We start from the raw sequence: 13,924 nt of genomic DNA, 5'->3' as shown, positions 1-13,924 counted from the left end.
AAAGCTAATCGCTTATTTTACCTAAGTTAGGCACGTTTCGCTGAGATAACGTCAGGAATTTTCAAGATCGAGGCAATAGCTTTGCGTAGTTGCTCACCGTCAGTAATTTCGACGGTAAATTCGAGGTAGGCGGTGGTTTGCTTCGTTTGAGTATGCGTGCCAATCATGTTGATCTTGATCTTAGAAAAAATCTCAATCATATCGCGCAACAAACCTTTGCGATCTTGAGCCACCACCTGAATTTGCACAGGATACACGGTATCGCCTGTATCGCCCCAACTCACTTCGATAATACGCTCTGGATGCTTTTGTTTGAGTACCTTGAGTGCACTACAATTCTGGCGGTGAATAGAAACACCTCGACCACGCGTGACAAAGCCACTAATGGCATCTGGAGGAGCGGGCAAGCAGCATCGCGCCAACTGCGTCATGAGTGAATCGACCCCAACCACTAAGACGCCATTTTTGTTTTGAGTGGTGGGTTTTTGTTGGTTGATTTGCCAGACGTGTTCCTCAACCTCATCGCTCTCTTCTGGGGACTCAGGTTCCTTAAGAACACGCGCAATATTGCGTAAGCTAAATTCGTCTTTTGCTACCGCTACATAAAAATCATCGGTGCGTGCAAAGCCGAGTTTTTCTGCCAGTTGTTCTAAATTAATGGCCGTCTTACCTAGGCGCTGCAATTCTTTTTCGACCTGCTCTTGACCGCTGTTGATGCGCAACTGTAATTCGATGGCATTGAACCAGAGGCGAACTTTGGCGCGTGCTCGTGGACTGCCCAAATAGCCCAACTGCGGATTTAGCCAATCTCGCGAAGGACCTCCCGATTTGGCCGCGACGATTTCGACGGTTTGACCAGTCTTAAGCGGCGTGTTCAGGGCAATAAGGTGGCCATCGACCTTAGCCCCTCGGCATCGATGTCCTAAGTCAGTATGCAGGTAATAGGCAAAATCGAGTGCTGTACTTCCTTCGGGCAATTCCATGACCTTGGCTTGCGGTGTGAGCACGTATATCCGCCCTGCCGATGGTTTCGGCTTGGTGCGTGGCTGTGCTGCTGTCGCCGCCTGAACGGCGGAGTTCCCTGATTCTGCATGACTAGCATTGCTTTGGCTACGATTTTCTGCTTGCTGAATCTGCTTTTCGAGATCGTCTTTACTCTCTACGCCTACTTCTTTGCGCCAAGTTAATAATTGCCGCATCCATGAAATCTGTCGATCATACAAGCTAGAGGCGGTGGTCTGACCACCCTTAGCGCCTGACTCCTTGTAGCGCCAATGCGCTGCCATACCATATTCGGCAAACTCATGCATTTGTTGCGTACGAATCTGCACCTCAAAATTACGCCCTTGATCATCTTGCACCACCGTGTGCAAAGAACGGTAACCATTGGGTTTAGGGCGCGCGATGTAATCGTCGAATTCGTCGATGACCGGTGTCCAGTGTGAATGCACCATGGCCAAAGCACTATAGCAATCCCTTTCGTTGGCCACGATAATACGAATCGCCAACAGGTCGTATAACTGCTCAAACTTGAGGTTTTTATTTTGCATTTTGTTGTAAATGCTATATATATGCTTGGCGCGTCCTGCAATATCGGCTTTGATATGCAAATCCTCTAAGTTTTTTTCGAGACTTTGCATAAAATCAGCCACCATACGCTCGCGCTCAATGCGTTTGCTCTCGAGCTTATGGGCAATATCGTGATAAATATCGGGTTCGGTAAATCGAAAAGCCAGATCTTCAAGTTCCCATTTGATTTGCCAAATACCCAGCCGATTAGCTAAGGGGGCATATATAAAACGCGTCTGTTCGGCGACGATGCGAGGGCATGGTAATTTACTCTCGCTATACCAACGTAGACTCTGTAGGCGCGAGGCCAAGCGGATCAAGACAATACGCAGATCCGCCGCCATGGCTAAGAGCATTTTGCGTTGCATTTCTTGCTGGGTTTTACCTTGTTCGGGGGTGGCGTTATCGGCATAACTGGTAGCGGCCCCTACTTTGATGAGGGCGCGTCCCCCCTCAACCAAGTTATAGACTTCGAGACCGAAGCGCTCGATGATTTCGTCGCGAAAAGATTGTTGTTGATTGGGACTGGATTGACCACTTGGCAAGGTGGCCACAATCGCTGCAATAAACGAAATCACGTCCATTTGCAGTGAGGCCAGAATATTGACGACACCGGTAGCGTGCCGAATGCACGGCTCTTTGGTGTAGATAAACTCATTATTCATAAGGGGTTCGGCCCAATCGACGGCCTCCTTGAGCGCTTGCTTCTCGGCATGATCTAAATTTTGGCTGACATTCTTAAACCATTCTGCGCTAAAGTGATATTGAGTTTGTTGGTTATTATGTTGCACCATACTGACACGAACCTTTGTCTGACTACTCTCTATATTCTAACTTTTTGCATTGTCTCGCAAATTAAAATATGACGAAAAAAACATTGCTGATTATTTACCATAGTCGCACAGGTGCGGCTAAGGCGGCTGCGCAAGCGGCCTATGAGGCCGCCTTGGCTTGTCGACAAGAACTGCAGAACGAGCACCAAGTACGATGTCTAGAGGCGAGCCAAGTCGACGCTAGCGATATGTTACAGGCCAGCAGTTATTTATTTTGTGCGCCAGAAAATCTCGCGGCCTTAAGTGGCACCATGAAGGAGCTCTTTGATCGCTTGTATTATCCGCTATTGGGACAAATTGAAGGCCGCGAATATGGGCTTATCATTACGGCTGGCTCTGATGGGACTGGCGCTTGCCGGCAAGCACAGCGTATTTGCCAAGGCTGGCGCCTACAACTGCAAGTGCCTCATCTGATTATCAATACGCATAGTCAGCATGCAGCAGAGATTCTCGCGCCCAAGATACTCACACCCTCCCAAAAAGCGCAGGCGGCCGAAGTAGGCGCTACACTTTATGCCTGGCTCTAGCTCAAAACCGTTGACTTAGGGACGAAGTGGCGGTCGTTTGGCATCCGGTACATCGAAGACATAACGTAAATACTGAAGGTATTCTTCGTCGTCACACATGGTCTTGTTGGGTTCATCGGAAATCTTGGCGACGGGTTGACCATTACAACGAACCATTTTCATGACGATTTGTAGCGCCTCGGGGCCGACATCATTGGTTAAATTAGTACCGATGCCAAATGAGACCTTGCAGCGACCAGCGAATTGTTTGGCGATCTGTGCAGCCAATGGAAAATCCAGACCATCTGAGAAAATAAAGGATTTTTGGCGTGGATCAACGCGATTTTTTTGGTAGTGCTCGATGAGTTTTTCGCCCCACTCAAATGGATCGCCAGAGTCATGACGGCAACCATCAAAAAGCTTACAAAAATACATATCGAAGTCACGCAAGAAGGCATCAAAGCCATAGACGTCTGAGAGCGCAATCCCTAAGTCACCTCGATATTCCATCGCCCATTTTTCGAGGGCAAACGTCTGAGAGTCGCGCAAACGTGGCCCCAAGGCTTGACACGCCTGTAAGTATTCGTGCGCCATCGATCCCATGGGGACGGTTTTGTAGTTTTTGGCCAGCAAGACATTACTGGTGCCCAAAAACGCCGGTTGGCCCTGCTCAACCAGCGTCTTAATGACTTCTTCATGCCAGGCTCTGGAGAAACGGCGACGGGTACCATAGTCAACAAACTTAAAACCGCCCGGTACGTCCAGTTCATGTACGAGTTTGATCTTTTGTTGGAGACGATGTCGGGCCTCGTCAAAGTCCTGATCGGGATAGGTATTGCGAGTGTAGACCTCGTTGACAATCGCTAAGACCGGGATCTCGAACATAATGGTATGTAGCCACGGCCCCTTGACAGTAATGGCAATTTCATTGTCGGCTTCACCTTCGGTGACGGTAATGCATTTTTCGGGGAGATGAAATAAACCCAAAAAATCGACAAAATCACTTTTGATAAAGCGCAAGCTACGCAAATATGCCAACTCGTCTTCGGTGAAATGCAAGGTGCATAAATGCGATATTTCTTCGCGAATCTGCGCAATAAATGGCCGCAAATTGACGTTGGGTGTGCGACATTTGAACTTGTATTCGACTTGTGCTCCTGGGAAATGATGCAAGGTTACCTGCATCATACTGAATTTATACAAGTCGGTATCTAAAAGTGAATTAATAATCATTATCGTTTAAAAAGTGCATGAAACAATTGAATACATTACAGCAAGGCATGGTTTTTTGGGGTCAATAACCATTATATTAGTTAAAATATAAGTTTAAATTATAGTAACTACTGATATGTTTATTAGTGATTATCCTAGGATTCTTGAATGCCTAGTGCTTGATCACTTTGGAGTAAGAAATGACCCATGTTGTCTCAGAAAACTGTATTAAATGTAAATATACAGATTGTGTAGACGTTTGCCCAGTTGATTGTTTCAAAGAAGGGCCTAATTTCTTGGTAATTGACCCCGACGAATGCATTGACTGTGCCGTCTGTGTGCCGGAATGTCCTGCCGATGCGATTTTTGCCGAAGAGGACTTACCCGCCGATCAAGAACAATTTATTCAGATCAACGCCGACCTGACACCGACTTTTACGACCATTACCCGTTCGCACGAACCGCTAGAAGACGCTGATGATTGGAATGGTAAAACTGACAAATTGCAATACTTAGAGCGCTAAGCGCTAAGTTCTATCGTCTTGGTACAGGTAGGCACCTTGCCCCTCACCTCACTAAAGCTATTTTTATGACTGTCAATTACACCGAACAAAAAGTCATCGCTATCCATCAATGGATCCCTGGCAAATTATTTAGCATACGAACCACGCGCGACGCCGATTTTGAATTTAAACCTGGTCAATTTGCGCGTATTGGTCTTTGCTCCGAAAATGCCACCGAACCTGACATTTGGCGTGGTTTTTCTATGGTCAATGACAGTCATAGCGACTATTTAGAATTTTATGTTGTGGTGGTGCCCGAAGGACAATTTAGCCCTAAATTAGCACAATTGCAGGTCGGTGACTCGCTCTATATTAATAAAACGGTATTTGGCTTTTTAACCATCGATCAATTCCCTCAAGGTGGTACACTATGGTTATTAGCCACAGGTACCGGCCTTTCTGCGTATTTATCTATACTCAAAGACCCTCAAACCTGGCAATTATTTGATCACGTGATCTTGTGCCATGGTGTCAGAGAGATTGCAGAATTCACCTATTTGGATCAAATCCAAAGCACCGCCAAACAATGGCCTGAGCGTTTTGTCTATTTACCCATAGCCACCCGCCAAGCGCATCTCGATTATCCACAAGCCCGGCTTACCGAACTCATTAGCAATGGTAAGCTTGAGCAATTAGCGGGGCATCCACTGGATCCAGAGCAAGCGCGGGTCATGTTATGCGGTAACCCAGAAATGCTCAAAGACGCACGTAAATTATTATCTGACAAAGGTTTTGCAGCAGGTAGACGCGGTAATATAGGTACCTTGGCCGCCGAAAAGTATTGGTAGTTCCCTAGATTGGTAGTTTCCCTCTAACTAACTTTCGAAAAGGTTATCTCATGCTTTACTACGCCATGCACGATATTGGTCAACAATTTTGGGCACCTCTGAGCGGTTATGCAAAGTACACCGCCAATCTCTTTAGTGATCCCTTAAGTCCTTTTTTCTACCTCCCGAGTGCGCGTCGTATTGCCGCGGGATTTGAATTATTACATCGCTTTGGCCGCGCCTACGAAAAACCAGAATGGGGTTTTGATGAAGTCCACATCAACGGCAAAGCCGTCAAACTCAATATAGAAACCACGATTAGCAAGCCATTTTGTAAGCTTTTACATTTCAAACGCGAACAATCAAAACGGCCTGATGGCGATCCTGTGGTCCTGATCGTGGCACCATTGGCAGGTCATAACGCCACCCTATTGCGTGATACAGTGCAGACCATGGCATCGAGTTTTGATGTGTATGTCACCGATTGGGTCAATGCACAAATTGTCCCTACTAGCGAAGGCACATTTGATCTCTCGGACTACGTCCAGTACTTGCTTGAATTTATTGGCTATCTTGGTCCTAATCTACATATCCAAGCGGTTTGTCAGGCCACTGTTCCGGTCATGGGAGCCGTATCGCTACTTGCGAGTGCAGGTAAACACGATCAAGTCAAGAGTATGATTTTGATGGGCGGTCCGCTAGATACTCGCTTGTCACCGGGTCAGGTCAATAGTCTTGCGACCACTAAGTCCTATCGTTGGTTCGAAACGCAGATGATCCATCCGGTACCAAGCCGCTATCCAGGGGCTGGTCGACTCGTCTATCCGGGCTTTATGCAACATATGGGGTTTGTGGCGATGAATCCCGACTCGCACCTCAAGTCTGTGTATGATTACTTCTTAGACTTGATGCGTGGCAACGAAATGGCAGCCGAAAAGCACCGCAAATTCTATGATGAATACAATGCAGTGATTGATCTGACGGCTGAATTTTATTTAGAGACCATCAAAAAAGTCTTCCAAGAGTTCCATCTACCCCGTGGTATTTGGGAGGTACGTGGTCAATTAGTCGAACCCGCCAACATTAAAGATACGTATTTAATGACGATCGAAGGTAAGTTTGATGATATTACGGGTTTAGGCCAAACCATGGCAGCGCATAGCATGTGTAAGCAAATCCCATTACAGCATCAACAAACCTATCTCGCCGAAAAAAGCGGTCACTATGGGATTTTCTCAGGCAGTCGTTGGCGCAATGAGGTCTTCCCCACTGTGGAAGCCTTTATTGAACAAGCGCAAGCGGGTCAAAACTTACGTCAGGGCTTTCATGATAGTGAGCAATTGCAAGCAGCGCTACACAAAACGCATGCGGCTCAGCATGCGGCGAATATGGCCGATAACGCTATTGATAAAACCAATGTCGAGACCGAGACTGCTACCCAAGCATCTAAGCCGTCACAAAACACTGGTTTGACACAGACCGAGTCTGCCTCTGCCACCACGACTAGGACGGCAGATAAGTCCCAAGATCACGATCCAAGTGTACAAACTGTGCCAGACAGTCATTCAACTCGAGCGCAGACGCACCCTGAGCGTGCAGGCGGTTCAAGCTTCAAGAGCACTCAAAAATCGGCCAGCAAAAAAAGCAGTAAATCAGTGGCTAAAAAAGCCCTCAAGACGAGCCACAAAAAACCTCTTTAAGCCGATTTAACTTAGGATCAAGACACCTCAAGCCATTGGAGTAAACACATACGAATGTCTGATTTAGTTTTACAAATAGACGCCTTGTTACCGCAGACCCAATGCACGAAATGCGGCTATCAGGGCTGTCTGCCTTATGCCGAAGCCATTGCGCAAGGGGAAGCCATTAACCGCTGCCCTCCCGGTGGCCAAGCAGGCGTCAAACAATTAGCTCAGTTGCTAAGTCGCCCAGAATTACCTCTGAACACCGAGGAATGTGGCGAGCATCAGCCCTTACAAGTGGCGGTCATCGATGAAGAACACTGTATAGGCTGCACGCTCTGTATTCAGGCCTGTCCCGTCGATGCTATTTTGGGCGCCAATAAATTTATGCATACGGTCTTGGCAGATGCCTGTACCGGCTGTGATCTGTGCGTGGCTCCCTGCCCTGTGGACTGTATTAGTATGATCGCGGCCGAAAAAGACACATGGACGAGCGCCGATGCGACCAAAGCTCGCCTTCACCATCAGCAGCATCTGCAGCGCTTACAAGCGCAAGAAGATGCGGAATTAGCCCGCTTGCGTCAGGCCAGTATCAAACTTCACAGCCAAGCAGCGTCTACGACAAGCTCAACGTCTAGCCATCCTACTCCCAGCGAGAGCAGCGCGATTGACTCAGCTCAAGCTCGTAAAGAGGCGATTGCGAATGCCTTGGCACGAGCTCGCGCGCGCCGGCAACACGTCTCTTAAGGCAACTCGGGTATGAATCAAGAGAAACGCAAAGAAATTTTTCGGCGTTTTGCATTAGCGAATCCCAATCCGCAAACTGAATTACAGTACAGCAATAATTTTCAGTTATTGATCGCGGTGTTATTGTCCGCGCAGGCGACGGATGTGTCAGTGAATAAGGCCATGGCGCCTGTCTTTTTGACGGTCAAAACCCCCGCGGATTTACTGGCGATGGGTCTTGAGCGCTTTACGCAAGCCATTAAGAGTATTGGTCTTTATAAAAATAAGGCCAAAAACGCTCTTAAGACGGCGCAGATTCTGCAACAAGACTATCAGGGCGAAGTGCCTGCTAGCCGCGAAGCCCTCGAAGCCCTACCAGGCGTCGGACGAAAAACGGCCAACGTTATTCTTAATGTCGCCTTTGGACAAGCCGCGATGGCGGTTGATACACATATTTTTAGGGTGTCTAACCGCACCGGCATCGCCCCAGGAAAAAATGTGCTTGAGGTTGAACAAAAACTCTTGCGCTATATTCCTAAGGAATATATTTTGCGCGCGCACCATTGGCTTATCCTACATGGCCGTTACGTTTGTGTCGCGCGCACGCCTAAATGCCCTAGTTGTGGTATTGCGGATCTATGTGACTATAAGCACAAGACGCCGCTGATAGCCCCCAAAAAAACCACAAAGCGCCATAGCAAAGCCGCCCAACATTCATAAACATTGGGCGGCGTAATAAGTCAAAATGCAGCGTCTGATCTAGATTGAACTTAGATACTCGTTAGGACTTTTGACGCGCACCTAAGTCGGCGGCCGCAGTAAATAACACATCGGTGGAGGAATTGAGCGCGGTCTCGCAAGAATCCTGGATCACACCAATAATAAAGCCAACTGCCACCACCTTCATGGCCGTGCCATTATCAATACCAAAGAGGCTGCATGCTAGCGGAATCAGTAATAATGATCCCCCTGGCACACCAGAGGCACCGCAAGCCCCAATGGTCGCGATTAAACTCAGTAAGATGGCAGAACCAATATCCACATCAATGCCCATGGTATACGTCGCCGCCAAACTTAACACGGTGATCGTAATCGCCGCACCCCCCATATTAATATTGGCACCGATAGGAATAGAGACTGAATACGTGTCTTCGTTGACGCCAAGTTTTTTGGCAAGATTCATATTGACAGGGATATTAGCGGCCGAACTGCGCGCAAAGAACGCGGTCACACCACTTTCAAACAAGCATTGGAATACCAATGGATAAGGATTGCGGCGCAGGCAGAAGAACACTAATAAAGGATTGACGATCAAGGCAATAAAGGCCATGCATCCGACCAGTACTAAAATAATCCGCAAATAAGAATACAATTCATAAAAGCCCGTCTCTGCCATGGTGGTTGCCACAATACCAAACACACCAAAAGGCGCCAAACGCACAATAATGGTCACTACATTCGCAATCGCTTGAGCGGCATCTGCCAAGACATTTTTTGTGTCGTCAGAGGCATGACGGAACGTCAATCCCAGTAACACGGCCCACACTAAAATACCGATGTAATTAGCCTCGACTAAGGCATGCACAGGATTATCCACCATATTCATAAAGAGCGTCTTGAGTACCTGTGTCAAACTGCCTGGCGGCGTATTATCTAGGTTTTGGTCCACTAAGGTTAAGGCCGTTGGAAAGATGTAACTTGCAAAAACTGCCACTACCGCAGAAAAGAAGGTCCCTAAAAGATACAAAATAATAATGGCACGGATATTAATTTGTGAGCCCTTTCGATGCTGAGCAATCGCCGAAATCACAAGAATAAAGACTAAAATAGGTGCCACCCCTTTGAGCGCACCTACAAATAAATTCCCTAATAAGCCCACCGAGCCAGCGAGCTCCGGTGAAATAGAAGCCACGACAATACCAAGTAGCAAGCCGATGACAGTTAACAGCACTAAACTCGCATGGGTATACCAATGCCAGAGTCGTTTTATGAACATAAAGATCCCCTTTTAAGATTATTCGTTTGGGCAAAGTCAGAGCAAAGCGTTGTCTAAAAAACATAGCACCCTTTGCAAACAACTTGTTGCTATTTTTACACGTGTTACATTATTTTTCGACTAATGTTAACACCTAAGTAACATTACCAGTGTATGACTTATAAAATCAATAGCGCCACTTCGGCTACTGGCGCTAGCCACAACGATACTGATTTCTGTTATTGCCTTAACCTCTCGAGAACCTCTAACCACTAAAAACCCCAAGCTAAATCGCTTGGGGTGAGGACAATGGACTTACTATTAAATGCGGCTCAACTTATAAAAGCCCTTGTTTGCGACGCGCTCCCATATCGGCGGCGGCAGTAAATAAGACATCGGTGGAAGAATTTAGCCCTGTTTCACATGAATCTTGAATCACACTGATGACAAAACCAACGGCCACGACTTTCATGGCAATATCGTTGTCGATACCAAACAAACCGCAAGCCAGTGGCGTGAGTAATAGGGAACCGCCCGGTACACCCGATGTTCCGCAAGCGCCTACACTGGCAATCAAACTTAATAAAATGGCTGAACCCAAATCCACATGAATGCCTAAGGTATGCGTGGCGGCCAAACTCAAGACAGTAATGGTGACCGCGGCGCCCCCCATATTAATCGTCGCCCCAATAGGAATGGAGACCGAATACGTGTCTTCATGTAAGCCTAATTTTTTGGCAAGATTCATATTGACAGGGATATTGGCCGCCGAACTTCGCGTAAAAAAGGCCGTCACACCGCTCTCTACTAAGCATTGCAACACTAAAGGATAGGGATTGCGACGGATACAAGCAAACACCAGGATTGGATTGACGATTAAGGCAATAAACACCATACAACCGACCAAGACGAGAATTAAGCGCAAATAGGAGAGCAATTCATGAAAGCCGGTCTGGGCAATAGTAGCCGCCACGACACCAAACACGCCAAAAGGCGCTAAGCGAATAATAATCCCTACGACCTTGGTGAGGGCTTCGGCGCCATCGGCCAAGACATGCTTGGTTGAATCAGAGGCATGACGAAAGCAAATACCTAACAACACGGCCCAAACCAAGACGCCGATATAATTGGCCTTAACAATGGCATTGACGGGATTATCGACCATATTCATAAGTAAGGTTTTGAGCACTTGGGTCAGGCTCGTCGGTGCTGTGTTTTCAATGGTGCTATTTAATAAGGTTAAGCTTGTTGGAAACATAAAACTTGCACAAACGGCCACAATGGCGGCACAAAAAGTGGCAATGGCGTACAAGGCGATCACGGATCGAATATTGATTTGAGTGCCTTTTTTGTGTTGTGCAATGGCGGACATCACTAACACAAAAACTAAAATTGGCGCCACACCTTTGAGTGCGCCAATAAACAGATCGCCCAAAATACCGACTGAAATCGCAAATTGCGGTGCAACATACGCTAGGGCCACCCCTAGCAGTAAACCGACGGCAATCATAACGACTAAACTGGACTTAAGATAGGCATTCCAGACTTGCTGCAAAAACATACTAATTCCTTTTCTACTTAAGCACGGTTACAAAAAACAAAAAAAATAGCACCCGTGCTATTTATTCGGGCGCTATTATGGCACTTCCGTAGTAGAAAGGCGATTGATGATTACACTAATAGACCATGTCGGTTTTTTTGGATTTGGACTTGGCCGAGGTTTTGCGAGAATCTTTTTTGCTCGATTTTTTAGCCGATGGCCGCGTGGTTTTTTTGCTGGATTTAGTGCTGGCAGAATTGGTCGTCGATTTTTTGTGAAAATCGAGCTTAGTCTCACCATTGGCAGAAATATCCACGACGACATTACCCCCCTCAGCCAGACGACCAAAGAGTAACTCCTCAGCCAAGGCTTGGCGGATCTTATCTTGGATAATCCGTTGCATAGGACGCGCGCCCATCAGTGGATCAAAACCATGTTTTACAAGATAATTTCGTGTCGCCTCAGTAAAGCTAATTTCTACATTTTTGGTACTTAATTGTTTTTGCAACTCAGCCAGGAACTTATCGACCACTTGTAAAATAATCGCTTGATTAAGGGGCGCGAAACTAATAATAGCGTCCAGTCGATTTCTAAACTCAGGGGTGAAGGTACGTTTGATCTCGTTCATTTCATCGCCCACTTGACGACGATTATTAAAGCCAATACTGCTGCGGTTAAGTACTTGCGCCCCCGCATTACTGGTCATAATCAAGACAACATGGCTAAAATCAGCTTTACGGCCAAAGCTATCCGTCAAGGTGCCATAGTCCATGACTTGCAGTAAAACATTAAAGACGTCTGGATGGGCTTTTTCGATTTCATCGAGAAGCAGCACACAATAAGGATGCTTATTGACGGCCTCAACGAGGAGCCCTCCTTGGTCATGACCGACATATCCCGGAGGCGCGCCAATCAGACGCGACACCGTATGTGCTTCCATGTATTCGGACATATCAAAGCGCAATAACTCTATGCCCAGTAAATTGGCTAATTGTTTGGCAACCTCGGTCTTTCCAACCCCGGTAGGCCCCGTAAACAAGAAGGAACCTATGGGCTTTTCGGCTTTTATCAGACCCGCGTAGGACATTTTCATGGCAGCCACCAAGGCTTGGATAGCCTTGTCTTGACCATAGACTAAGCCCTTGAGATCGGCCTCTAGCGTTTTGAGCTTGGCAATTTCACTGCTCGCCACTGACGCTTGTGGAATACGGACCATTTTGGAGATGACGGCTTGCACTTCGGCCTTGCCAAGAACCTTGCGACGTTTGGAAGGCGCTAATAAATGCTGTGCGGCCCCCGTCTCATCGAGCACATCAATCGCTTTATCGGGTAAGAAACGATCGGTAATATAGCGCGATGACAGTTCAACCGCTGCTTTGATAGCCGCTTGCGTATAACGCACTTTATGATGTTTTTCGAATCGATCTTTGAGACCGTTCAGAATGGCGATGGTTTTTTGCTCTGAAGGTTCGGTAATTTCGACTTTTTGGAAGCGACGCGATAAGGCATGGTCTTTTTCGAAAATACTACGGTATTCTTTGTAGGTAGTAGCGCCCATGCAACGCAGTGCGCCGGAGGATAAGGCCGGTTTCAGCAGGTTACTGGCGTCCATGGTGCCACCCGTCGTCGAGCCAGCTCCAATAATCGAGTGAATCTCATCGATAAATAAGACACTATCGGGTTGTTGTTTAAGTTGCTTAAGAATCGCTTTGAGGCGCTGCTCAAAATCACCGCGGTATTTAGTACCTGCCAATAGCGATCCCATATCCAGTGCATAGACCTTGGTTTTGGCCAATAATTCCGGTACTTGTCCGTTAATAATGCGCTGTGCTAGCCCTTCAGCAATGGCGGTTTTGCCCACGCCTGCCTCACCTACGAGCAAGGGATTATTCTTGCGGCGCCGACAAAGTACTTGGATCACACGTTCGACTTCTTGCTCGCGACCAATCAGCGGGTCCATCTTATTTCTGGCGGCCAATTGGCTTAAATTCACCGTAAATTGCTCTAACGGCGAACGGGCTTTGTTGACAGGGTCAGGATCTGGCTCCGGAGTATCGGCTTCATCCGCCTGATGCTCAAGCTCAGCGTTAGGTTCGGGACGTAATTTGGAGAGATCGATATCAGGTTCAGGCAGATGCACAATGGTATATTCCAGAACATCGCTGAGATTAATACCTTGATTGCCAAGAAAATAAGCGGCAAAAGAGTCTTTTTCTGAGAGCACTGCGGCCAATAAATGCGCACCGTTGGCTTGCGGTTTCTCATCGGCACTCATGTGCATGACAGCCTTCTGGATGACGCGTTGGAAACCAAGCGTTGGTTGTGGCTCAGTCTCATTGTCATTCATTTCTGGCGTACTTGAAATAATAAAACTCACCAGACGGTCACGCAGTACATTGATATCGGCGCCAAGAATTTTGAGCGCTTTGGCGGCAATCTTATTGTCGAGTAAAGCCAGCAATAAATGCTCAAGCGTCACCATCTCGTGTCGATGAGCTCTAGCCGTCGCATAGGCTAGGTGAATAGTTTTTTCTAATTCTTGAGAAATCAT

At 47.2% G+C, this 13,924-nt stretch carries 10 protein-coding genes and 1 pseudogene; 6 read left to right on the top strand and 5 right to left on the bottom strand.

The features are described from left to right. Nucleotides 1-26: 26 nt before the first annotated feature. On the bottom strand, nt 27-2,363 hold the full coding sequence (locus Q335_RS0105870) for a RelA/SpoT family protein (protein WP_028357832.1): 2,337 nt from the start codon (nt 2,361-2,363) through the stop codon (nt 27-29). Nucleotides 2,364-2,431: 68 nt separating this feature from the next. On the opposite strand from Q335_RS0105870, the gene Q335_RS0105865 reads away from it, so the two are divergent. Beyond that, complete coding sequence (locus tag Q335_RS0105865; protein WP_028357831.1) at nt 2,432-2,929, top strand: flavodoxin family protein; 498 nt, start codon at nt 2,432-2,434, stop codon at nt 2,927-2,929. 15 nt (nt 2,930-2,944) lie between these two features. Here Q335_RS0105865 and pncB read toward each other — a convergent pair whose 3' ends face one another. Beyond that, nucleotides 2,945-4,141: a nicotinate phosphoribosyltransferase gene (gene pncB / locus Q335_RS0105860; protein WP_028357830.1), complete on the bottom strand. Its 1,197-nt coding sequence runs from the start codon at nt 4,139-4,141 to the stop codon at nt 2,945-2,947. A 179-nt stretch (nt 4,142-4,320) separates the two neighbouring features. Between pncB and fdxA the strand changes: the two genes are divergently transcribed. The 5 genes and pseudogenes from fdxA (at nt 4,321) to nth (ending at nt 8,578) form a co-directional block, all read left to right on the top strand. Beyond that, nucleotides 4,321-4,644 carry a ferredoxin FdxA gene (gene fdxA, locus Q335_RS0105855; protein WP_028357829.1) on the top strand — a complete coding sequence of 108 codons (324 nt, stop codon included), beginning with the start codon at nt 4,321-4,323 and terminating at the stop codon, nt 4,642-4,644. 65 nt (nt 4,645-4,709) lie between these two features. Further along, complete coding sequence (locus Q335_RS0105850) at nt 4,710-5,471, top strand: ferredoxin--NADP reductase (protein ID WP_028357828.1); 762 nt, start codon at nt 4,710-4,712, stop codon at nt 5,469-5,471. 50 nt (nt 5,472-5,521) lie between these two features. Further along, nucleotides 5,522-6,745: pseudogene (locus Q335_RS09465) on the top strand (polyhydroxyalkanoate depolymerase); the annotation flags it as partial. Between the two features lie 459 nt (nt 6,746-7,204). After that, nucleotides 7,205-7,879 carry an electron transport complex subunit RsxB gene (gene rsxB / locus Q335_RS0105840; protein WP_028357827.1) on the top strand — a complete coding sequence of 225 codons (675 nt, stop codon included), beginning with the start codon at nt 7,205-7,207 and terminating at the stop codon, nt 7,877-7,879. Nucleotides 7,880-7,891: 12 nt separating this feature from the next. Then, on the top strand, nt 7,892-8,578 hold the full coding sequence (nth, locus tag Q335_RS0105835) for an endonuclease III (protein ID WP_028357826.1): 687 nt from the start codon (nt 7,892-7,894) through the stop codon (nt 8,576-8,578). A gap of 61 nt (nt 8,579-8,639) precedes the next feature. Here nth and sstT (Q335_RS0105830) read toward each other — a convergent pair whose 3' ends face one another. The 3 genes from sstT (Q335_RS0105830) to clpA all read right to left on the bottom strand — a co-directional run bounded on the left by sstT (Q335_RS0105830) (nt 8,640) and on the right by clpA (nt 13,924). Then, nucleotides 8,640-9,854, bottom strand: coding sequence for a serine/threonine transporter SstT (gene sstT / locus Q335_RS0105830; protein WP_038369433.1), 1,215 nt, complete (start codon nt 9,852-9,854; stop codon nt 8,640-8,642). Between the two features lie 316 nt (nt 9,855-10,170). Continuing rightward, nucleotides 10,171-11,394 carry a serine/threonine transporter SstT gene (gene sstT, locus Q335_RS0105825; RefSeq protein WP_028357824.1) on the bottom strand — a complete coding sequence of 408 codons (1,224 nt, stop codon included), beginning with the start codon at nt 11,392-11,394 and terminating at the stop codon, nt 10,171-10,173. Nucleotides 11,395-11,509: 115 nt separating this feature from the next. Next, the gene (clpA, locus tag Q335_RS09460; RefSeq protein WP_084493554.1) at nt 11,510-13,924 is read right to left on the bottom strand and encodes an ATP-dependent Clp protease ATP-binding subunit ClpA; all 2,415 of its coding nucleotides are present in this window, start codon (nt 13,922-13,924) and stop codon (nt 11,510-11,512) included.

The sequence above is a fragment of the Brackiella oedipodis DSM 13743 genome (genome assembly GCF_000621025.1).
Lineage (GTDB): Bacteria > Pseudomonadota > Gammaproteobacteria > Burkholderiales > Burkholderiaceae_B > Oligella > Oligella oedipodis.
The sequence above is the reverse complement of the archived record's forward strand: the minus strand, read 5'-3'. Positions and strand labels throughout refer to the sequence as shown.

What these genes read in the sequence shown, in the direction of transcription:
- Q335_RS0105870 (WP_028357832.1), bottom strand. Translation starts at nt 2,363, where the DNA reads ATGGTGCAACATAATAACCAACAAACTCAATATCACTTTAGCGCAGAA.
- nth (WP_028357826.1), top strand. Translation starts at nt 7,892, where the DNA reads ATGAATCAAGAGAAACGCAAAGAAATTTTTCGGCGTTTTGCATTAGCG.
- rsxB (WP_028357827.1), top strand. Translation starts at nt 7,205, where the DNA reads ATGTCTGATTTAGTTTTACAAATAGACGCCTTGTTACCGCAGACCCAA.
- Q335_RS0105850 (WP_028357828.1), top strand. Translation starts at nt 4,710, where the DNA reads ATGACTGTCAATTACACCGAACAAAAAGTCATCGCTATCCATCAATGG.
- Q335_RS0105865 (WP_028357831.1), top strand. Translation starts at nt 2,432, where the DNA reads ATGACGAAAAAAACATTGCTGATTATTTACCATAGTCGCACAGGTGCG.
- fdxA (WP_028357829.1), top strand. Translation starts at nt 4,321, where the DNA reads ATGACCCATGTTGTCTCAGAAAACTGTATTAAATGTAAATATACAGAT.
- clpA (WP_084493554.1), bottom strand. Translation starts at nt 13,924, where the DNA reads ATGATTTCTCAAGAATTAGAAAAAACTATTCACCTAGCCTATGCGACG.
- sstT (WP_038369433.1), bottom strand. Translation starts at nt 9,854, where the DNA reads ATGTTCATAAAACGACTCTGGCATTGGTATACCCATGCGAGTTTAGTG.
- sstT (WP_028357824.1), bottom strand. Translation starts at nt 11,394, where the DNA reads ATGTTTTTGCAGCAAGTCTGGAATGCCTATCTTAAGTCCAGTTTAGTC.
- pncB (WP_028357830.1), bottom strand. Translation starts at nt 4,141, where the DNA reads ATGATTATTAATTCACTTTTAGATACCGACTTGTATAAATTCAGTATG.